At 44.3% G+C, this 20,989-nt stretch carries 17 protein-coding genes; 2 read left to right on the top strand and 15 right to left on the bottom strand.

All coding sequences use genetic code 11. The annotated features are described in order from the left end of the window. Positions 1 to 70 precede the first annotated feature (70 nt). The 3 genes from B9G69_RS06500 to B9G69_RS06490 form a co-directional block, all read right to left on the bottom strand. Positions 71 to 925: a PilZ domain-containing protein gene (locus B9G69_RS06500; RefSeq protein WP_088616307.1), complete on the bottom strand. Its 855-nt coding sequence runs from the start codon at positions 923 to 925 to the stop codon at positions 71 to 73. A 151-nt stretch (positions 926 to 1,076) separates the two neighbouring features. After that, positions 1,077 to 1,742: an HAD family hydrolase gene (locus B9G69_RS06495; RefSeq protein ID WP_088616308.1), complete on the bottom strand. Its 666-nt coding sequence runs from the start codon at positions 1,740 to 1,742 to the stop codon at positions 1,077 to 1,079. 25 nt (positions 1,743 to 1,767) lie between these two features. Continuing rightward, a complete protein-coding gene (locus B9G69_RS06490) occupies positions 1,768 to 2,289 on the bottom strand; it encodes an OmpA family protein (RefSeq protein ID WP_176400984.1) in 522 nt (173 codons plus the stop codon). A gap of 112 nt (positions 2,290 to 2,401) precedes the next feature. Here B9G69_RS06490 and B9G69_RS06485 point away from each other — a divergent pair, with 112 nt between their 5' ends. Beyond that, positions 2,402 to 3,061: an O-methyltransferase gene (locus B9G69_RS06485; RefSeq protein WP_088616310.1), complete on the top strand. Its 660-nt coding sequence runs from the start codon at positions 2,402 to 2,404 to the stop codon at positions 3,059 to 3,061. 144 nt (positions 3,062 to 3,205) lie between these two features. On the opposite strand, the gene B9G69_RS06480 is transcribed toward B9G69_RS06485, so the two are convergent. From B9G69_RS06480 to B9G69_RS06460, 5 genes are read right to left on the bottom strand one after another with little or no spacing between them, the layout of a single operon-like run. Beyond that, a complete protein-coding gene (locus B9G69_RS06480) occupies positions 3,206 to 3,865 on the bottom strand; it encodes a hypothetical protein (RefSeq protein ID WP_088616311.1) in 660 nt (219 codons plus the stop codon). 30 nt (positions 3,866 to 3,895) lie between these two features. Continuing rightward, a complete protein-coding gene (locus B9G69_RS06475; RefSeq protein WP_088616312.1) occupies positions 3,896 to 4,693 on the bottom strand; it encodes a hypothetical protein in 798 nt (265 codons plus the stop codon). A 22-nt stretch (positions 4,694 to 4,715) separates the two neighbouring features. Next, the gene (locus tag B9G69_RS06470; protein ID WP_265438013.1) at positions 4,716 to 7,910 is read right to left on the bottom strand and encodes a DNA polymerase III subunit alpha; all 3,195 of its coding nucleotides are present in this window, start codon (positions 7,908 to 7,910) and stop codon (positions 4,716 to 4,718) included. 3 nt (positions 7,911 to 7,913) lie between these two features. Then, positions 7,914 to 9,236 carry a hypothetical protein gene (locus tag B9G69_RS06465; RefSeq protein WP_254916961.1) on the bottom strand — a complete coding sequence of 441 codons (1,323 nt, stop codon included), beginning with the start codon at positions 9,234 to 9,236 and terminating at the stop codon, positions 7,914 to 7,916. Then, the gene (locus B9G69_RS06460) at positions 9,184 to 9,840 is read right to left on the bottom strand and encodes a recA protein (RefSeq protein WP_088616314.1); all 657 of its coding nucleotides are present in this window, start codon (positions 9,838 to 9,840) and stop codon (positions 9,184 to 9,186) included. Before B9G69_RS06460 ends, B9G69_RS06465 begins: the two co-directional genes overlap by 53 nt. Positions 9,841 to 10,095: 255 nt before the next feature. Here B9G69_RS06460 and B9G69_RS06455 point away from each other — a divergent pair, with 255 nt between their 5' ends. After that, on the top strand, positions 10,096 to 11,235 hold the full coding sequence (locus B9G69_RS06455) for a hypothetical protein (protein WP_141096953.1): 1,140 nt from the start codon (positions 10,096 to 10,098) through the stop codon (positions 11,233 to 11,235). Here the strand turns inward: B9G69_RS06455 and B9G69_RS06450 are convergent, their stop codons facing one another. The 7 genes from B9G69_RS06450 to B9G69_RS06420 form a co-directional block, all read right to left on the bottom strand. Then, positions 11,236 to 12,561 (bottom strand): hypothetical protein, encoded by a 1,326-nt coding sequence (locus B9G69_RS06450; protein ID WP_088616316.1) that lies wholly within the window; start codon positions 12,559 to 12,561, stop codon positions 11,236 to 11,238. It lies immediately after the preceding gene. Continuing rightward, a complete protein-coding gene (locus tag B9G69_RS06445) occupies positions 12,561 to 14,549 on the bottom strand; it encodes a hypothetical protein (protein ID WP_088616317.1) in 1,989 nt (662 codons plus the stop codon). The genes B9G69_RS06450 and B9G69_RS06445 overlap by 1 nt, the downstream gene beginning before the upstream one ends. A gap of 167 nt (positions 14,550 to 14,716) precedes the next feature. Next, positions 14,717 to 15,157 (bottom strand): hypothetical protein, encoded by a 441-nt coding sequence (locus B9G69_RS06440; protein ID WP_088616318.1) that lies wholly within the window; start codon positions 15,155 to 15,157, stop codon positions 14,717 to 14,719. 48 nt (positions 15,158 to 15,205) lie between these two features. Further along, positions 15,206 to 16,183, bottom strand: a complete 978-nt coding sequence (locus B9G69_RS06435) for a hypothetical protein (RefSeq protein ID WP_088616319.1) — start codon at positions 16,181 to 16,183, stop codon at positions 15,206 to 15,208. 49 nt (positions 16,184 to 16,232) lie between these two features. Then, a complete protein-coding gene (locus B9G69_RS06430; protein ID WP_254916962.1) occupies positions 16,233 to 16,868 on the bottom strand; it encodes a hypothetical protein in 636 nt (211 codons plus the stop codon). Between the two features lie 252 nt (positions 16,869 to 17,120). Next, positions 17,121 to 19,958, bottom strand: coding sequence for a pyruvate dehydrogenase (locus tag B9G69_RS06425; RefSeq protein WP_254916963.1), 2,838 nt, complete (start codon positions 19,956 to 19,958; stop codon positions 17,121 to 17,123). A 329-nt stretch (positions 19,959 to 20,287) separates the two neighbouring features. Next, positions 20,288 to 20,980 (bottom strand): hypothetical protein, encoded by a 693-nt coding sequence (locus B9G69_RS06420; protein ID WP_088616321.1) that lies wholly within the window; start codon positions 20,978 to 20,980, stop codon positions 20,288 to 20,290. Between the last annotated feature and the right edge of the window lie 9 nt (positions 20,981 to 20,989).

Genomic DNA, 20,989 nt, shown 5'->3' with positions numbered 1-20,989 from the left:
ACGTGCGTCACTTTGAGATCGGAGAGTTGTAAAGAAATCTTTAATTAAGATTCTAAAATACTTTCGATTTTTAACCAGCGGATTTTCTATCGGCTGCTTGAGCTTTCGTATAGGACCTAAGTAGGGCATCAAGCTTCACAGTCATTTCGTGATCTTGTTCGATAAACATCAAGCGGCGTGGGTCAGTCATGTCACCCACAATTTTCGCTCTGAAAAGTAAACGGCCGCGTGAAGAGTCTTTGTCATAAGGATTCACAACGATTAAATCGAAAGGCACATTCAAAAAGTCGCGTGGGATTTCTTTTTCCAATTGGGTACCGCTGATAGAAATGTCGCGGGAAAACGTGCGGAAAGACTTGGTCTTAGAAACCAAGATGATTTCAATTTTAAAGTTGTGACGAGTGTCTTTACGACGATCTGAATCTTCGTTGCGTGAAACAGTTTCCTCGTACACTTTGACCTTTTCAGGTTTGGATACTTGATTGATTTTGGAAAGATCTAAGTCATCACCATTAAAGTCATGATGATAGTATCCATAATCGATAGGTTCTGATTTTTTCAAAGGCTTATCATCGCGCACCTTTGTAAACAGTCCTGACATGGTAACAAGTGTTCCAGTGTTGGTTTTATCAGCGCTGCCAGCTTCGGCTTCAATGACAAGAGTGCTTTCGTCCTTCGAAGGAAGATCTTCGGTAACTCCCACCGGCTTCGGTGGCTTAGTCATCACGAAATAGTTTTGACCGGATTTAAGGAAATCTTTCACACATGTCCAGTCGGGCCAACCGGGAGTCCAAACAAAGTATTTCAAGTGATCATTCTTTTTTAGAGAAAGAAGAAACACCTGTGCCTGTACCACAGACATTGGCTTTGATTGTTCTTTCTTTTCGGCGTCGTAAAACAGCCAGATTTTCCCCTCGGTCTTCATATGAAATTTATCGGATGTTGGGGAACGTACTTAAGTTACCTGGACTCACTTTAGTGAACTCATTTATTACTCCAAATATATGCTTTTTGAAGTGTCTCACGATGAGATTATGGAACAACGCGAACTAAAATCATGAACGTTTTTGTGACTCTTAAGTTCGGACTGAAAATAGTTGTTCCACTAAGTTTGGAAGGTCTAAATAGCTTCGCAAAAATGCTTTAGGTTCGTACCTCTGAAGCAGTTCCGGCGATGTGTATCCAAACTCGATGGCTAGCGACGCTACACCGGCGCGTTGCGCGGAAACCATATCTGGAATTCCATCCCCAATCATCAAAGTATTGTGCGGATTATGACCAGCAAGTTTCATCATTGTGTGCAGGGGCAAGGGGCTTGGTTTGCGTTCCGCGAGCGTGTCTGCCCCGAAAACGTTCACCCAAGGAAAGCGGTCAAGGCCTAAGTGCTTTAATATTATTTTCGCTGGCACTTCGTTCTTGTTTGTGATGATCGCCATCGGGCCCGCGTAATTTCCTAAGAAGTTTTCGACCTCTGGATAAATGCGGGTTTTATTTAACATCTCTTCTTCATAGATTTTCAGAAATTCCACTTCGAGATTGATGACATCTGCCGATGAAAGATCATCGTTGATGAACAGGTCTGCCAAAAGTTTTTTTAAACCTTCACCAATATGAGAAATGATCTCTTGATCGCCCAACATCGGCTTATTGTGATTCTTTAAGGTGCGATTTACAGCGACGATAATATCCGGCGCAGAGTCAATTAAAGTGCCATCAAGATCAAAAACTAAGAGTGGATTCATGGCGACTATTTAGCCATGCATCCCTCTATCGCACAATCTCAAAGTCCACACGGCGATCGGCGGCAGCTTTAATTTTTGTCCCAGGCATGATCGTGTTTGTTGCGCCCACACCAATCGCTTCTAGTTTTTCTGCGGGAACACCTTGAGATATTAAATACCTTCTAACATTTTCAGCCCGTCTTTGAGAAAGCTGCATGTTGCGTGAATCATCACCACTGGCGTCGGTAACTCCCGTCAGACGAATTACCCTAAAAGAGTCCAAAGACGAATTAATCTCTTTTGCAATGGTGTTGAGTGCATTTTTTGAAGACGGCGTGATTTCCGCGCTGGCATAGTCAAATCGAACATTCTTAGAGAGCTGATCATAACGGACGCTGTCCCGCAGATCGTTGCTGACGTGTTTGTTAAGAATGGAGTCGGGCGGTCTTGACGGGGTGGCCTTTACGGGTCGCAAAAGGTATTCATCATCGCGCTTTGATTTCGAGGAACAAGAAACAGTGGCCGTGATGAGTGCTAAACTCATCAGGAACTGGATGTCAGGCTTCATATGATCCTCCATGATCAAGTGATGCTGTCTGTTTTAGGCTATTCTGTGTGTTAGTGTCTAAGCAAATTAACTTCCTGTTAACTTCCAGACTCTTTCATGAGAGGATCTGTTCATGCGTGAATCAGTGCTTTCAAACAAAGAAGAATACCTAGGTGCTCTATTTAATAACGAGAACGACACTAAAAAACTTTCTCGTCAGTTTGCGGAAGAGCTAGGTCTAGCAAGAATTAGTATTTCTCCAGCCGAAGCGCAGTTGGCCCATGTTCTAGTAAAAATGCATGGCTGTAAAAAATTTGTAGAAATCGGCACTTTGACAGGATTATCGGCTCAATACTTCTTTGAAGCCTTGCCAGCCGGTGGGGAACTTTGGACTTTGGAAAAGGATCCAGAACACGCCCGTCGCTCTGCCGAGGTCTTTTCAAAGTTGGATCAATCATCCAAAAAAATTCACCTCGTGGTCGGTGACGCCCGTGAAGAATTGTTGAAGCTTGAAGCACAAGGGCCTTTTGAGGGCGTGTTCATCGACGGTAATAAGGCTGCCTATTTGGATTATTTGCTGTGGGCTGAAAAGAATTTGCGCAAAGGTGGACTGGTGTTGGCAGACAATATTTTTCTAAGTGGCGCTGTATGGGGACAGACAACAACCCAAAAATTCTCTGAGAAACAAGTTCGTATTATGAGAGAATTTAACGAGCGCTTAGCGAATCCCGATCTTTATGAGGCGGCCATCGCACCGACGTACGAAGGCCTTTTCGTCGCTCTTAAAAAGTAAAAACTTCTTTAACGAACGCACCACAATGTCTTTGATTTCTGGTGGTGCTGTTTCGAGGTACGTTAAGCATATTTTACACTTTTCAGGTCTCTCTGATGTCAGCAGTTCTTTTTTAATCTTCAAAACTCCTTTTTGCGGACTAACTTATCTCAGAGTTCTTATTTGATTGCGGGACAGGACTTCAAAGGAGCCCTCACCAGACACGTAGGCAAAATTCATAAACAATGCGTGTGCTGACGATCTATCAAACCCGTCCGAATAACCTTGAAGAGTCAGTTTGTTTGTCCCGTGGACTTCTATTTCCGCGGCATAGATCGTAGTGTTTGATAAAGTGAACTCGACGTTTGGATCAAAAGGCTTTTCTGTAGTTACAATTTTGGCATCACGAAGTTCTAATTTAGAAGTGCGAATTTCAAATCTTCCTGAAGGAATGAAAACTTGCCCACAGATTATAACTCTTTCGGCATCGATTTTGTTGGGTAGAACTTCGCTTTGTTTCTCACAACCATAGCTTTGAATAGTTGGGTGTTTACTGAAGAGAATCGATGTTGCACCAGCTGGAAATTGTTCAATTCTAAGATTTGTTTTGTCTTCGTTTATGGTTTCAAAATTTACGTTAAGTTTCTGTGGTAGAGTCAGCGAGGTATTTTGCTCATCAGCGATTCGGATGATGACCAAGCCAGATGGGCCTGTATAGACCTCGGTTTCGGCTGAAACCTCTGGAGTAGGCGACAGGCTGTTACTTTCTTTGTGGGGCTGTTGGCAGGCAGTTAGGGCTAATAGGACAAAGGGGATATGTTCCAATGTCTAAGGTTTAGTAATTCCGAAAGGGGATTAGGTGCTTTTGTAGGCTTCGATTTTCATTTCGATGGAATAGTCTTTAGAGGCTTCCTTTAAGGGAGCTAACATCCAATACCATTCTTTCAATTTTTTATAGCCGGTAAAACTGACGGGGTAGTGGCCCGTGTACATGATCTCGTTGCTTTTATCGCGATAGATGACTTCGCGGTCGGAATAAATCAGCTTAGTCCCTTTGCAGGCACTTAGATTTTTCAAATGAGTTTCGGCGAACTGAGTGCAGATGACGTCTTTCTCGGTCAGTTCAAGGGTGCGTTTGATTTTCTTTTCGACGGCATCAAGGGGTAACAAAGCTAGTTGCGACATGAGGTTTGCAGAGACAATCAAATCGGCTTCGAAATGGAAAAGCTTTTCACCTGCTAGCTTCGTCGCAAGATTATTCAGATCTTCTAGGGAGTTCAGCTCTTGCAGCTTATCTAATGCATTTGTCAGATCCATCGTCACAAGCTTTAAGCGTGAATATCTTTTTGCTTGTAAGTGATGTTTTAACGGATGAATCACATCCACTAACGTCACTTGCTCGAAAGTATCCATTAACAAGTGCAATGGGATTTCATGCAAGTGAGCACTGCCCATAACCACAACGCTTTTTCTTTGTGGTAATGAGTTCGCTGTTTCTAAAAACAAATCTTGGCAATTTTTAAGATGAGGAAGCCAGTTTTTCTTTTGACGGTGATAACGATGACGAAGCGAGATCGATGAATATAAAAATCCATACTTGCGCGCAATGGGTGTCGTCGGTGTTAAAAGAAATTCTAGGGATTCCAAGATCATGACGATCACGGTACCTGATTTATTATCCTAAAGGAAGAATATTAATGGCCCGTACATTGATGATGCTTCCGACCTTTTCCACCTGCCCTTGGACTTCTAAAAGGGAGCGTCCACTGTAAATCACTTCGCGATTTTTTTGATAAACATCAGGGTGAATGACGATATTCATAAATCCGAACTCATCCTCTAGAGTGATAAAACACATGCCTTTGGCAGTAGGAGGGCGTTGGGTTATGGAGATCATACCTGCGACGCGGACTTTGCGCTTATTAATGATTCGTTCTAAATCTGTGGAAGTCACATAGGGAATAAAGCGCTGTTCAATCAAAGTTTGATTCTTGGTATTTAAATAAGAACGCAGAACGGACAGAGGATGGGAATCCACCGAAAATCCCTTTGTCTCGTACTCTCGGCGCATGCGATCCCAATTGGATTCAAATGGAAGATGATCTGAATCGTCTTCGTCATGTTCTGCAACAGGAGTGTGAGTCAGAACTTCTTTAGGTTGTCCCCATAAGAAACTGTTTTGATCTAAACTTAATCCTTCGATGTGCCAGATAAGCTCTCGGGCACTAGTTTCAAAGCATTCCATGGCTCCTGTGGCGGCAAGCTTTACTAAGGTGCCACGAGGAAGCTGGGTGCGCTGAATAAAGTCTTTAATGTCTTTATAGCAGCCGTTTAGTTTTCTTTCGTCTTCAATTTTTCGTGCTTGTTCCTCAGGAAGACCGTAAATGGAACGAAATCCTACTCTCAGAGTGTGAGTTCGGTTGTCATTTTCTTCTTCAAGAATGTAGTCGTAATCAGATTTCTGAATGCATAAAGGGGCGACCTTAACACCATTGCGTTGGGCTTCAGCGATAATCGTGCGAGGAGCATAAAAACCCATGGGCTGGCTGTTTAAAAGACCACAGGCAAAGACGTCAGGATGACGACACTTCAAATAGCAACTTGCATAAGTTAATACCGCAAAACTTGCAGCATGACTTTCTGGAAAGCCATAATTTGCAAAACCTTCGATGGTGGCGTAAATCTGTTCCGCGTATTGCTCAGAGATGCCATGATTTTTAAAGCCCGTCATGATGCGATCCCGGATGGCATCCATGGTAGAGCGTTTTCTCCAAGCCGAGGACATAATCCTGCGAAGCTCGTCGGCTTCACCCGGAGAAAATCCTGCAGCGACGATGACGATCCTCATCACTTGTTCTTGGAAAATGGGTACGCCATGGGTTCTTTTTAAAATAGGGATCAAATCTTTATGAGCGTAGTCCACGGGCTCAAGTCCTTGGCGACGGCGTAAGTAAGGATGAACCATTCCTCCTTGTAAAGGACCTGGACGAACCAGCGCCACCTCGACAACTAAGTCATAAAAATTTCGTGGCAACATGCGCGGGAGTGTTTGCATCTGTGCGCGGGATTCGATTTGAAAAACGCCGACGGTTTCAGCTTTGCAAATCATATCGTAAGTTTTGGGATCATTTTGCGGAAGAGTAGCTAAGTTGTAGGAAAGACCTTTGTGATTTTTCAAAAGGTCAAAACACTTACGCAAACATGTTAGCATTCCCAAACTTAACACGTCGATCTTCATCAACTTTAAAGTTGCAACGTCATCTTTATTCCACTGAATCACATAGCGACCATTCATCGTCGCTTTTTCAACGGGCACCATTTCGGTGATGGGATCTTGAGTGATTAAGAAACCACCTGTATGAATTCCCAAGTGACGTGGAAATCCATGCAACTGTCTGGCCATCTCTAAAAACAGCATCCATACTTGGGGGTTTTCAACGCCGAAACGTTTGTGAATGTTAGGGTCCTCGATCAGTCGGCGCATTCCATCGCGACCCATGAATTTCACCATGGCATTGATGTGTTCTAAAGAAATACCAAAAGCTTTTGCTGCCTCGCGAATCGCCATGCGCGAACGATAACGTACAACGGTGCAAACCATAGCAGCATGGCGCTCGTTGTATTTTTCATAAATATACTGAATGACTTCTTCGCGGCGGCTGTGTTCAAAATCGATATCGATATCTGGTGGTTCACGACGTTCCACGGAAATGAAGCGCTCGAATAAGACATCAATGTCTTTAGGATTCACGGACGTTAATCCGATACAAAAGCAAACAATTGAATTCGCCGCAGAACCCCGTCCTTGATATAAAATACCCTTGCGATCGGCGAACTCACAAATTTCACGTAATGTAAGAAAGTAGTCCTCGTACTCCAACTCTTTGATCATTTTTAATTCATGATCAATGGTCTTTAAGATTTGTTCGGAGGCCCCTTCAGGGAATCGCCACTTGATTCCTTCCTCAACTAAGAAGCGCAAATATTCTGTCGGAGTCTTACCTTGTGGTAAGTTTGAACGAGGATACCGATAGCGAATTTCATTCAGCGTGAAATTCACACGTGCTGCGATTTCCACAGTTTTTTCCACAAGGTCGACGCGATCGGCCCACAGGGAGCTGATTTCCGGGATTGTTCTGAGTGAACGTTCAGCATTTTGGATCAATTTATCCTTAGCTTGCTCCAAAGTGGTGTGGTGAAGAACGCAAGTCAGAACATCGAACAGAGGTTTTCTTTTGCGAGTGTGCATGAAGGGGCGCTGAGAAACGAACAACTGAGCGCCACATTTTTGTTCAAGTAAAAGGGCCTGACGATAAAATTCGTGAGACTCCCAGGTCAGATCTCGCCATACGGGAATGTACAGACGGTCTTTAAAAATCTTTTCTAAACTGTCATAGCGTTTTTCATCGATGGGCGGCAAAGCTAAGCAAAGTAGATCTTGATTGTATTTTTCGATTTGTTCCAAGCGCAGGGATGAAAATCCTTTGGCGGCCTGTCTTTTTCCTAAAGTGAGCAGTTCACACAAATGTGTGTAACCATTTTTATTCATCGGGATCAGGGTGATCGTACTTTGATCTGTCAAAGTCAGTTCTGAACCGATGATATAACGAAAGCCATCTTTGGGTTTGGTGGATTCCGTGAACATGGATGGAGTATTGGCTGTCAGAAAACCACGGGCCACTCCGTAAAGACCATTAAGATCACACATCGCAATGCCATCATAGCTATTATGGATGGCGGCTTCGACCATTTCTTCCGGGGAGGAAGCCCCACGAAGAAAAGAAAAATTGCTGCGACCTAAAAGCTCGACAAAACCCTTGGCTGTGGGGGTGATCGCATGTGTTTGACGAACTTGAACTGATTTACTCATTTTTTAGTCAAAGTACCCGTGCAGATAATACTGCGAACTGACCTTATCCTGGAAAATCCAAATCAACTGTCCTTGTTGCGACAAAGCGAAAAAATAATCACGATGTTTTAATTCCTGCGAAGAAATTTGCCACCACGACGATTCAATTCGTTCGCTGGGCATCGTGGATACAAAACGAAGCTTTTGCACCTCAAAGCTATTTAAGGGTTGCGGGTTTTCCAATAACAGCGAAGGGCGGGGGCTTTCCTTTAAACCTTTTGCGTAAGTGGTCTTTACCTGGACGGCATTGTCTTGGCGCTCGACCAAATCTTCCGATTTAAAATCTTCGGGCCACTCGGTGACCAGCTGAAAACTTTTTTCGGGAAAATGACTGGCCTCCACCTGCAAAAATCCCATTTCGCAATTGGATTGCTTGGCAAAGCTGATCAAGCGGCGCCAACGGTCCTCCGAGTTGTCGCGCGGCTCGAAAAAATCCAGTTGTTGGATTTTTTCAGGCACATCGTAAACGGATACTTCAAATTCCCTGATGGGATTTGTCAGTTCTGTTTTTTCCATCTTCTTATACAGAAGATCTTCGAACAGAGCTTGGTCGCGGCTGGCGCTGATGGGTTCGATCAATAGCAAATATTTTTTGTCAGAATACTCACAGTGAAGGATCACCTCCATTTTATGCGCGTATCGGGAGAGGCCATTTAAACGCGCAAATAAAGTATCCATCACTGGTTTAATACGATTGAATAAAAGGGGAACGGAGCCTAAGGGATCGTCAAGGTAACCATACCCCACAAGAGGATCGCGAGGAACAAGAGGTGAAATGACTTGAGAGTCTTGAGAATGCAAACGATTCCAAAGTAAAACACCGAAATCTCCCCACCGCTCGCGCAGTGAAACCAAACGGAAATTATAAACTTCTTCTAACGTGCAAACGCCTAAAGTGCGTGCGAATGAAATCACATGTTCAATCAAACGCTTTTGTGACCAGGGGGCTAAACCCTCAAGGTCTTTTAGCGCATCAAGGCCGAGACCTGAAAACTCACGATGTTCAGCAGCACGAGGAGCCACAGTGAAAGGCTTCCATTTCGCAAGCATCTGCGCGACAGGAGCGGTGTCTGCAATCGCGGCACTGCTATCTGCACTGAATTTACGACCAATCTCGACGGCCTTTTGTAAAACGCCATGTTCTCCTCCTAGGAGATGTGATGTGGATTCGATATCAACAAAAATATAATGCGGAAAACGAAACTGAACGCGCGGGCTTAAAACCAGGAAGGCCTCAGCTGAGGAGCTTTCTTGCTGTGTTTTTAAATTGATGCACAAAGTTCGCATAAACCATACTCCCTGCGACAGTAAACGGTGTTGGACGGTGAAGAGCTCGTTGAATCGTGATGAAATCTCTTTGGAACTGAATGATCAGACTAAAGAGTGGATTCACGAACTTACTCACCTTGTGACAGACAAAAATCAATGCCACCTTATGAAAGCGGCATAATTTTTTGAGCTTCTGAAGTTGGTGATTCTTGAAAAACATTTCTTTTAATTCACAACCAATCACTTCAAACAGCGAGCTCGTCACCAGCTCTTGCAAAATCCAGAAAAGTTGCTCGGCCTCTTTAGGTTCTTTTACGACCAACAATTTTTTTAGATTGATCTGTCGGCTCATGAGGTGGGCGGGGAGGAGTTGCGTTCCGCCGTTCACCCAAGCAACCCACTTGTTATCCTCGTGAGCTTTTTGAGTCATGCTGACCCATAAAGAAGTGGCGCCCGTTCCGGGACTTCCTTGAAAGAGACTCAAATCACCTTTGGGAATTCCCTTCCATAAAAGAAAGTCATCCAAGGTGCGAACCCCGGTAGGAACTCCCTCAGGTGGTTTAAGTTGATCTGCGGAAACAAACTGAATGTCAGACAAAGCGGGAAGGGCGACGGCACTCACTTAAAGCCTCCATTTACATATTAATTACTATGTAAATAATATGTAAGTCAAAGGTGTAAATATCGAACTAGACCTTCTCGTCAAAGGGTATGTCCTTGCCTTCCAAGGTAAGGACGTACCCTTTGAGTGGTATCTAAAAAGTCTCGGAATTTTAATGCTTTGCACGATACCATGGTGGGCTGCAGTTTGGTTTTCACTTACATTGAAAATGTGAATTTCATTGAAATATTGGAATCAAAATTGGATGTTTCGTGCATGAAACATTTCGCGATCGTTTTTCTGACTTTATTGTTCTCAATCGTCACTCGTGCTGCGTGGGATTTGAATGACGTTTCTTACGTGATGCCTTTGCAAGTACAGTCAGATGGACACGTGAACACTCTTCCCATGAAGGGATTAATTCCAGAAAAAATCTTTGACCGTATTTCTCCGATCGCAATGGATATGGATGCACGCGATAACGCCCGCGCCATGCGAGTGGTGGCAATGCGAATTGATCCTTGCTTCCCGTATCCAACTCAGCTGAGCTGCCAAAAACAACTTCGCTTGGTGTGGCAACCACTGGTTCAATATGAAGGTGATGGTTCAATTGATGCAATCGATGCGGCTCTTCACTCTTTCTATCCTTTGACAGATGCAGAATTCGATTCTTTGCTGCAAGACCTTCAAACATGGAAGGCACGAACAGGTGTTGAAACCCGTGGCCTCCCGTTAGGACCTCATCCTGCTTTCAGTTCGAATCGTGGAGTTGCAGCACTTAAAGATTTAAATCGCATCATCCTAAAATTCGCAGGTGAAAGAAACTTATCCCGCGTAACTGCGATGTTCCTTCGCGGTGGGGGAGCCATGTGGCTGTTCGGCGCTTTTGATTTTAAAAATGGCGAGCTGATTTCGATCACTCTGCCACGTTTGGGTAAAGCGACGGCCCAATCATTCGTAAACGTTGTAACATCCGGTGAAGTTTTCTCGGGCGGTGGGATTGCAGGGGCTCGCGCGACGGGTGAAGATACTCTTTCAACAATCGTGTCTGAATCACAAAGAGTTCGCACCGGGAACGAAGATTTGATTCGTAAAGAATTGTCTGCGGCTTATAAAATAGAAAATCCAAAATCGTACAATCCAGAAAACATGGACTGCGTTAGTTGCCACGTCGCTCAAACTGCGCGCCTGTGGGTCGATCGTAAACGGGCCGATATTGTAACTAAAGACATCGCGGCGCAGTTCGGTTACCAAAATGCTGCTTACAATATGGCGAATATCAGCCAAGAACCATGGCACACTCAGCAGCTGCGTGCGCTGGGTTATCACGCAAAAAAGATATCCATCGCTCAACGTGCGATCAATGAGTCTGCCGAAGTCGCAGACTCAATCAATCGTTATTTGAATTCTAAATAATTATTGAAAGACCTTAGAGCAAGCGGGGATAGAAGGGCTTTGCACAATATAGCGAAGTCCTTCTAATACTCTGTCGTTCGCAGACATTTTTGCTCCCAAATTTTTAAAATAATTTGAAAGTTCTGAATCAGGAGTGGCGGCGGCTTGAATATATTGGCTGACAGCGGCTAATTCTGTTTGGTTCATAAACTTCTGATAGCCTTCGCTGAAACTCGTTTGCGCTTTATCGATAACTTTCACGGTCGCAGGTGATAAGGTTTCCTTGCCCGGCAGATAGTAATCGTCAACAGTGTTGAAGTACGGCTTACCCTTAGTTACGGCAAAACTCATGGCATTCTTACCTGCGACCCATACCGGCAGCGTCGCCTTTTCATAGAAAAAGTTAAAGACCGTTTGGGGTACGGAGCCCACGAAGACGAAATACACATTTCCCGGCTTTAAGTTTGCTTGAGAAAATTCCTGAGGGGTCAATAAGTGCATTTGCTTTTGGTGTTTAAGTTCAGTGGCGTTACTGGATTCGAAGCCAGACTTTTTACCAAAGACTTTACTCATAGTATCCATTTCCTGGGCATTGAAGGGGGATACCACTGGAACAACAATAGCTTTGGATTTATCCATTTTTAGGGCTGCCGCTTTCACGGCCTTAGCATAAAAGTACATGCGCTGGGGAGCAAACATCTGTGTGCCCACTCCATAAATCGGGAAACTGAAATGAGTCTTTGTTGAATCTGCAAATCTTTGCACAAAGTATTTCATATCGGCAGACAGATCATTCATCGCGGGAACAGCTTTTAAAAATTCCTCTGAAGAATTTGACGGGAAATTTGCAAGAGGCATATCTTTCAATGCTTTTAATACAGTTAGATTATCTGAATAAAGGCCCACCTCGCCCCAACCTAATGGTTGTAAGCGCAGATATTTTTCTGACTGAGAAATATTCTTGAATTTATCACCGAAGCCATCATCAGCCCCTGATATAGCAAGAGGAACTTTCGCAACTCGATTGTGCGACACAGACTCCATATACGTAACGATATCTACATAATGAACTTGGCCGGAAATCCCTTCGGGAAATCCAGGGTAGATCTTTTGAATTTTGCTAGCTACTGATGGTTGGTAAACGACCTCAAACTCACCTTTAAAGCCAAGGTCTCGCAGTCGGCGCATGACGGAAACACCTGCCGATTGATGCCCGAAACCTGGAGCACTATCGACATAGACACGAATCATCTTTTGCTCATGCAAAAACTCTTCAGGGCTGGCGGCGAAGACCACAAACCCTAAAAATAGAATCGCAAAAAAATGAATCGCGCGTAGGATGTTCACTATTTAAAAACCTTCGAGCAGCTCATAGGCTTGTTGGGGTTTGTTCTGCTGAAAAGTTCCTGCATGGCAGATAAGCCGCCTTGGAAGCTTTTCTGACCTTCTTTAGCATAATCACGATAGTCTTCTGGCAGAATTATTCCCGTCTTTTGATAGACGATTCTACGAGCATTTTTGTAGTAATCTTCCGTCGAAATTCTATCAATAGATCCCAAGAATCCGCCGTCTTTGCTGTTCACAAAAAGGCTAACTCCCTTTTCCATGTAGAGGACTTCGTCTGGAAAAATAAGCATGGATGCTAATACTTCAAGCTCGCCATTGAATCCGGAAATGGTATTTACCAGCGTGCGGCGTTTATCGATATGCAGGGTAACGATTCCACCGGAAGCGTTAGTTTCCAGCAAGGTAAGAACGCGCTTATCGGTAACAGCTGGTACGACTTCTCCCGTAACGGTGATTTTTCCAGTGCCGAACTGTTTTGCAATTTGAAGGTCATAACTTAAAGAAATAAATGGTGATCCATTGGGGTTGCTGGCGTGATTGCTCATCATCTTGGTCAGCGTGTGAGGCTGTACCAAAGGTGATATTTGCTTTCCACCATCATATCTGCTGACGCCGTCTGTACCGAATGTTTCAAATGTTTTTTGAAGACCTTTTAACTTATAGAAATGAGAACCCGATCCGGCAGTTAGACGTTTAGAGAACAGTCCACCGCTGACTACTTTTCCCTTGGCATCGCGAACTTCTTGAAATTTTTCTTGTTCATCCATGCCGCGGAATAAAATATGTGCACCCTCATAATTTGGGTGACGAATGGCATCGATATAATCACGCCAGAAAGTTTTTTCTGTAGGTTCCATGATGGCCCAGGGAAAGATTTTTTCCATCGCATCGGCAACGCCAGCACGGTCATTGGCTTTTACCATTTCGCTCAGCGATTTTGTTTTAACGACTTCCTCGCGTTGAGCGGCTCCTGCTTCCATTTCTTTATTTTGTCTGCGAACTTCAAGTTTTGCCGAGGCATTGAGCGCTTCCATTTGGCGTTTTTCACGAAGATCGATTTGGTCTTGGACACTCATCAAAGCGTCAGCATAGGACATTTTTGCATCAAACGAAACGCCCTTTAATTTTGCGTACTCAGCAAGATAAGAAAGCTTTTTATCCTCGCTTAATTTTTTAATCGGGGTGAATGACGCTAAGTTCATTCGGATTGTTTGAGTGATACTTAGTTGGCGTTCTGCTAATGCTCTTTTTGCGGTGATGCTACCCGCATCCGCATTGGCTTTCAGCTCTAGTAATTCCATCGTGGAGGTGATTCCATAGGACGCATTTCCACCAGTACTCATTGTTAAACCCAATGTATGCGAGAGAGACTCGATCGTGGTGTGTAAAGCCTCATAGTTGTGGTGGTGAAGGTTTTTGCCTTTAGCAATAAGAGTTTTATTTCCTGAAATGGAAGAAATATCAAAGATCTGATTTAAGTTAACGAAGGATTCAAGCAGTACGAAGGGATTCGTCCGGGCAGATTCATGAACAGTCACAGTTGCTGTGGCTTGACCTTTTGAATTGTCAGACATCGATACGAAGGCAACTTCTCCGATATTCATATTGCGACTGTATTTGATATCCAAAGCATACTTTGGCTTTCCGGCTTCCTCTGCAGGTACCAAGTTGTGACTAAGGCTTAATTCATTACTGTTTCCAAGTTGGATTAAGACATCCAGGGCCGCTTGCGGATTCGCAAGTACTTTGTACTCTACCTTTTTGTATTTCTCATACATCATGTTCTGCATATCCATTAAAGCTTTGGCTTGTTCCGTCGCAGCCTTCAGATAGTCAGGATGTGCACTATAGTTGTCATAGTAAGTAGGGTGTTGCATGTTCATGCTTGAGTCAGAATAGGCTTGATGGGCAAAAACAGTCTGAGCAAGCAGCGAGCTTGTGATTGCCGACATCGTAATTTTTGCCAAGAATGAACTGCGAAGTCTCATAGATACACCTCTTCAGGGTTCTATAGAGCAAGACGTGTTCCGTCTGATTTCACTTATATATGATTTGGAATGAAAATCATTAGACGAAGGACAATTTAGGCTCGACGTCTCAGAATGAGACGGGTACGGACACACTTTTGGTAACAGCAATGTCCGTACCTTTTGAACTATCTAAGTTCGGGATCGCGGGGAGTGAGTTCTTCGTTGTAGAGTGGATCTACGTAACGAATGCTGTGGCCGCCGTTTAAAAGCATAAGCTCAGCCACTGTGAATTTTTCTTCTTCGTTTTTTGTCGCAACAGAAAGAAGTAAGTGTCCTGCGCGCAGTTCTTTGTCGGCCTCTAAAACAAGATTCCATTCTCCAGTACCCAAGAATTTTTGCGCCCAGCGAGTCCACGCCTCTTTCAACGTGTGTCGAGTGCCTTCTGCATCCACGGCATCGATACCATAGTCGCCTTCATACACATGAAGATCGCCTTCCAGCCATCCTTCGCGAATGATGGCTTCAGCCGCGTTTTGCGCATGTTCCGCATCGTCAAAAAATGCCAAGGTTCGATGCGATGGATATTTTAAATAATCTGGGTGAGGTAACTGCTCGATCTGGATCATTTTGAACCTCCTTATTCAAAACTTCTAGACACCTTTAAAATTATACTCCTACTCGAACATTCCATCCATAGTGATGTTGTTCGCATTTCTCTCGGTCATTCTAAGTGACTTATAGTATGACTTTTGACACTGGCCACGTAGTAGTCCATCCATCCCACCGATCATAGCTGTGTATACTTCCTCGACTGTCAAAACAGCTGTGGAAGTGATTACGCCAGAATTGCGAGCTGTGGAACGAAGCTTACTCATGAAGTTATCGCGCGAGTTGCAAGACATCATACCGATAACATCTGCTTGTCTGCTGGGATTGCTCAGGGACTGAAGCATTTTGTTAAAACCAGGACGATACTTTTTATAGTAACCCGCGTAGTTCACTTTGTTTGTGCCAGGAATAAATTTTGGTGGAGCAAAGTCAGGTCCGCCGCCATTGCGTGAGTGACCAAAGTAAAATGCAGCATCCGCATATTGCAAAGCTTGGTCATAATAGTTTTGCATGAAGGCTGTACGTTCTTGTTGTCTTGGTGATCCTACATTTTGATCCAAGTATTCAGATGCAGAAGCAAATTGAATTTCAATACGGGCACGAACTTGGCGACCGTGTACGTTTACGTTTTTAGTGAAGACGTAAGGATTGCCAGGAGTTTCTTCGAAACGGCACAATTGCAAATTGCCTCGGCAACGACTTGTGATCAATTCACGAAGTGCATAGTAAGCACCGATATCGATTGAAGGGCTGTATCCCATCTTTCTGCCGCCCGTGTTGACTGGGCTACCAGTGGTCCAATCAAGATATCCCATAGCCACGCGAATATCGATCAAACCATCGTTCAAGATGTGACCGTAACGTTGTTCACACTTTTCACGTTGTTCTGCTGGAAGATTCGCAAGTCTATCATTGGCTAAGTTCGCGAGATTTTTTGCATAGCCCTCGCCATAGGATTCAAACGAACTTTGGTAGGCATATCCACGGCGTGCTTCTGCCCCCAACGGCAAAAGTAACAAACAAATAATAAATAGTTTCTTCATTGAGCGTCCCCTCTGCAAATAAAGTCTAAGAGAGGGCTATCACAAAGCGCTAATTAAATGGATTTAATTGTGTGGCCACGCGCTTCAGAAAAGCGTCGACACCGGGCGCATACTCACTGCGAAAATCACGCAAGCCAGTAAGATGCTCGGCTTCTGGTAAATTTAATTTCGTCCAATTCAAATTGTGATGCGGTTCGAAAACTTCATCGATATGAGAGGGAGGAATTAATTTATCCTTCCATCCGCGAATAGAAAGAATAGGAAAATTTTCGGGAAATTTTGCGAGCTGGTCTTGCATATCTTTGTGAAAAGACAGAGACCAAAAAACTCCGAGCGCTGCAGTAGCAGGCAATTTCAGTGCACCTAAAGGAAACGGAAATTTGTAATTACGCACAAGTTTCCATACCGACGGTAAGAAACGCGCCGTCGGTCCGCTGTCGCAGATCAGTGCTATCGTATCGACACAATGTCGTTTTGCCATTGCTTCAATTGCCGCCGCAGAGGGATTTGAAAAAGCGTAAACTATTTTTTTTCCTGGAATTTCATTTAAGAGTTTTTCAATTTGCGCTGCATAGACATGCTTAACGCCTATGGTACCTTCCGCGGTCACTGGCAAGCGTTTTAAAATATCTAAGGCTGTGCCGTTCAGCTGAAATGCAAAGGCGTCAAAACCCAACTCATTCACGAATTTGATATGTCGAAGTAGCTCGCGCTTTGAACCTTCGTAAAAATGAACAAAGAAGATCAACTCATCATAGCGTTTGCTTTTTGATAAATAGAATTCTCCCTCAAAGGGGAATTCTGATTTTGCGAGTTCTGTATAATCCATGGTGCAACTCCGACTCAGTAAGAGTGCCAGTCTCATGGAACGTTGTGAAGATAAAAAAAGGGCTCCCTTTCGAGGAGCCCTTTTCAGAGTTTTTAATCTATTCAGTTCTTAGTGTTTATGAACTGGATTTTTTGAAGGCCAAAGATCTGTCCAGTGAGCTGTACGACCTTCTGCTTGGTGAGTAGCTCCCAAAGCGTTTTCAGAAACGATCACTTTCTCAAGAGCCGTTTCAGCCAACACTTTGCCGCACGCTTCTACAACCGCTTCAGCGTCGATATGGTGGTAAGCGTAGATCTCAGAAGGGCGACCGCACTTAGAGTGTTTTACAACGCCCAAGGCTTCCTGGCGAACACCGATGATGGAACCGATGTTATCAAGCATACCGATCTCGCCGTCCGCTACAGATACGACAGGAACACGTTTACCAGCAACAGTGATCAAATCACCAGTGGATACGTCCTCTGATCTTCTTAGGAACAAGTTCGAGTTAATGCCCAATCCGTTTTTCAAGTATTCATAGTCGTTTTCGCGACCCAAGATACCGCACAACAAATCTTGTGAAGTAACTGCGATCACGTTTGCGTAAATACCGCGAGCAAGCAAAGCTTCGGAAGCTTTGATGCCTTCAGTAACCATTGTACCAAGAGCGAAGATGTTTACAACGTTATCACCTGGCTCGTAGCCAGCGTAACCACGGTAGTCGATCAAATAGTAAGCGCCTTGCAACACTTCTTCACGAAGAGTTTGCAAGATAGCAGCGTCATCCATAGCTGCCACTTCTTCTTCATTGATACCACCAGCAACTGGGAATTCAGCGCGAGCCAATTGACCTTCAAGACCTTGTTTGAAGCGAGCTTGAGTTTTCAAGTATTTCAAAAGATCTTTCTGTTCCACACCACGAGTTACCAGACGAAGCAATGTACCTGTACGGCCTGCATTGTCGTTCATGACGTGACGTTTGATTGTGTCACACATGATCCAATCAAGCTCGATGCAAGAGAACGGCTCCCAAGTGATTTGGTTCGGGATTTGGATGTCAGACTTCCAACCATGCTGCGCACCTTCTGGAGAAAGAGAAACACCTGATGGAGTACCAACGCAGATGAATGAAGATTTCCAGTAAAGGTTGTAGAAGTACTGATCCAATGCACGTTTGATGAAGAAGTCGTACACAGTCATCAATGGGATGATAGGCACACCTACGATGTCGCGCATTTTACCAAATGCACCCACGCAAGACATAACGTTACCTTCAGCGATTTCAAAACGAAGGAAGCGATCTGATTCTTCCTCGCCAGGAACCAAGTCAGGAAGCTTGTGGTCTTTAACGCCCAAGTCCGTTTCGTGGTCGACAACAACGGGAGCACCAAAGATTTTACCGTCCATCGCAGGATTCAAGTTCGTTGAAGTACCAACGTCTGGAGCCATAGAGATGAACAACTCACCCGGAAGTTTGAATGGCTTCTCAGAGTCAGTGAGAGGTTTTTGTTTTTCAGTCAATTTGGATTCATCAAGCGGAGTGTTCGCAATACGAGTCAACTTAGCCGTCAACTGACCAAGCATCCACTGTGTATGCGGGTAGCTTGTCATTTTCGTGTTGATATCCAAAGCTTGAGGGATTTCGCCGAACTCAGTCAGCTTTTTCAAGAAGTAATCTTGATTCTTAGCTTTCAAAGCGTATTGCGCTTTCATTTCGCCAAAGATTTTTTCAGAGCGAGCTGCTAGGAATTTACCAGCCGCAGAGTTTGGATCAAGGCGTTGGTACAAAGTGTCGCCCGTGATACCTTGAGCAGCTTTAAGCGCGTTCACTTCGTCCTCTTGTGGAAGAGAGCTGTGATTGCCTGGTTGAGCCGCAGCTTTCAAGCCCCAGCCCTTAAGTGTATGCGCGATGATGATTGTTGGGCGACGTTTAGAAAGCTTAGATTGCTCCATCGCTTCAGCAAGAGCGATCATATCGTGGCCACCGAAGTCGCGGATCGCATCGAACAACTCTTCGTCAGAAACACTGTCCAAGAATTTCTTCATGTCAGGGTGTTCTTTAGCGATACCTTTTTTCAAGGCTTTCATGTCTTGAACAAGAAGCAATGATTGAAGTTCATAGTCTTCTAATTTGTTCTCAAGGAAGTTTTTGAAAGTTTCGCCATCTTTTTTAGCGAACAAAGCTTTACGTTTAGAACCGTGACGTACTTGGATAACTTCCCAGCCGTTCGCAGCCATTGTGCGCTCGACACGGTCAGCATCAGTTCCATTCATGATTTCTTTATTTGTGATACGGTGACCATCAAGGGATTGACGGTTGTAATCCAGGATCCAAGTCAAAGAACCGATTTCGCGCTCAGCGAAGTCAGGAACAGCTTCATACATGGAACCTTCACGGAATTCAGAGTCACCGCAAACTGCCCAGAAGTGTGCATCTGGAACTTCATAACCGTGTTCGCGAGCGTAACGGTAAGCAAGTGCCATGTAACCAGCTTCAACAGGTGGAATACCTACTGTACCAGATGGGAAGAAGTTGTGGTGATCCGGATCGTATGCAGAGTGGTAAGATTGGAATACGAATTCAGAACCATCAGTGAACTTACGAAGACCATTCATTGCTTGGTCTGCTTGTTCTTGAGTTAGTTTTGAAAGATCGTTTTTAACCAAAAGATCCAAAAGATAGTTGTAAGAGTGATCAACTGGAGAAGCATGCGGTTTGTTCGCGATGTGATCGAAACCAGTTTTAGCCATCAAGTGCAAAGCGCCCATGATGTGAAGAGAGCTGGCACAAGCAGCAGGGTGACCACCGATTTTTGGGTCGCCTTTTTCTTTGTCAGAACGATGATTGGCTTGCCAGATCATTTGAGTTGAAAGGTAAAGTGCACGGCGTGCGATCACGTCCAAAACTTCAGGGTTCACACCCTTCAAGCCGTCGGATTTCGCAGTCTTGTTTTTAGAGTCTGCCACGATGGTTCTCCTTGAGTATTTACTTAATCAATTTAACGGAGCGAAACTAGCATCCTCGAGAGGGAGACACAAGGTTTAAGGCCTTGAAAATGGGACCTTTTCCTCTCTGCTGACGCAGTGAAAAACATGCTCTGTCAGCCTGGAGTTTACACCCGGAAAACGGGTGGATCACGCGTGGGTCTCACAATGGTTCTAGATTGGACCAAATACGAGGCTTTCATTCGAGAATTCAGGATGTTTGGAGAGGTTGTTTAAGGTCCCTTAGTGTAAAAAGGGACCTTTTTGAGAGTAAATTGCGGTTTTTTAGTCACAGAAACGGGGCGTCGTTATTAAAAGCTCGCGCCGACGTAAAGGCGGAGGAGTTGGTACTGCACTTGATCGAGTCTGCTCTTTTTGTCCTTCAAATCACCTTGAGTGTAAGAGGATGTCGTATCGATAGACTGACCAGTCACGTTGCTAGCAAGGGGAATGGAGGCGCCGAACCAGTCACAACCTAAAGTAAAGTTAGACCATTGCCATTGATTACCGATCAACACGTTGGTGTACAGAACATTTCCTTGGAAGTTGTATGCATCAGCCACTGTGTCTTCATAGTTGTAGCTATAGTCAATCGTGCGGTACCCAAGACCACCTTTTACATAAAACGTATTTCCAGTGAAGTGTTTGATGTTGATCGCAACTGAGTTCCCTTTGTTGATACGTTCTGTTCTTGCGTTATCAAGCATAAAGATTTGCCATGTATCTTTGTCGGATTTGTTTTGGCCACCACCAACTTCAAGTTGCAGAATTGTTTCGGGCTTCAAGTACATACCCAATTGAACACCGAAGTAGCTTGTTTCAGATGGACCAAGAGACGAACTCTCAAGGGCCACCATAAACTTTTTGTCTTTACGGTTTTGCGAGCTCGTGCTGCTCGTGGAGATTCTTGTAGGTTCTGTAAGTTGAGAATCTTGCGCCATTGCGCGAGTTCCAACGAAGCTAAGACTAAGGATAACTGTAGGGATGATATTTTTGATTTTCATATATTTTCC

The sequence above is a fragment of the Bdellovibrio sp. SKB1291214 genome (assembly GCF_002209355.2).
Taxonomy (GTDB): domain Bacteria; phylum Bdellovibrionota; class Bdellovibrionia; order Bdellovibrionales; family Bdellovibrionaceae; genus Bdellovibrio.
The sequence above is the reverse complement of the archived record's forward strand: the minus strand, read 5'-3'. Positions and strand labels throughout refer to the sequence as shown.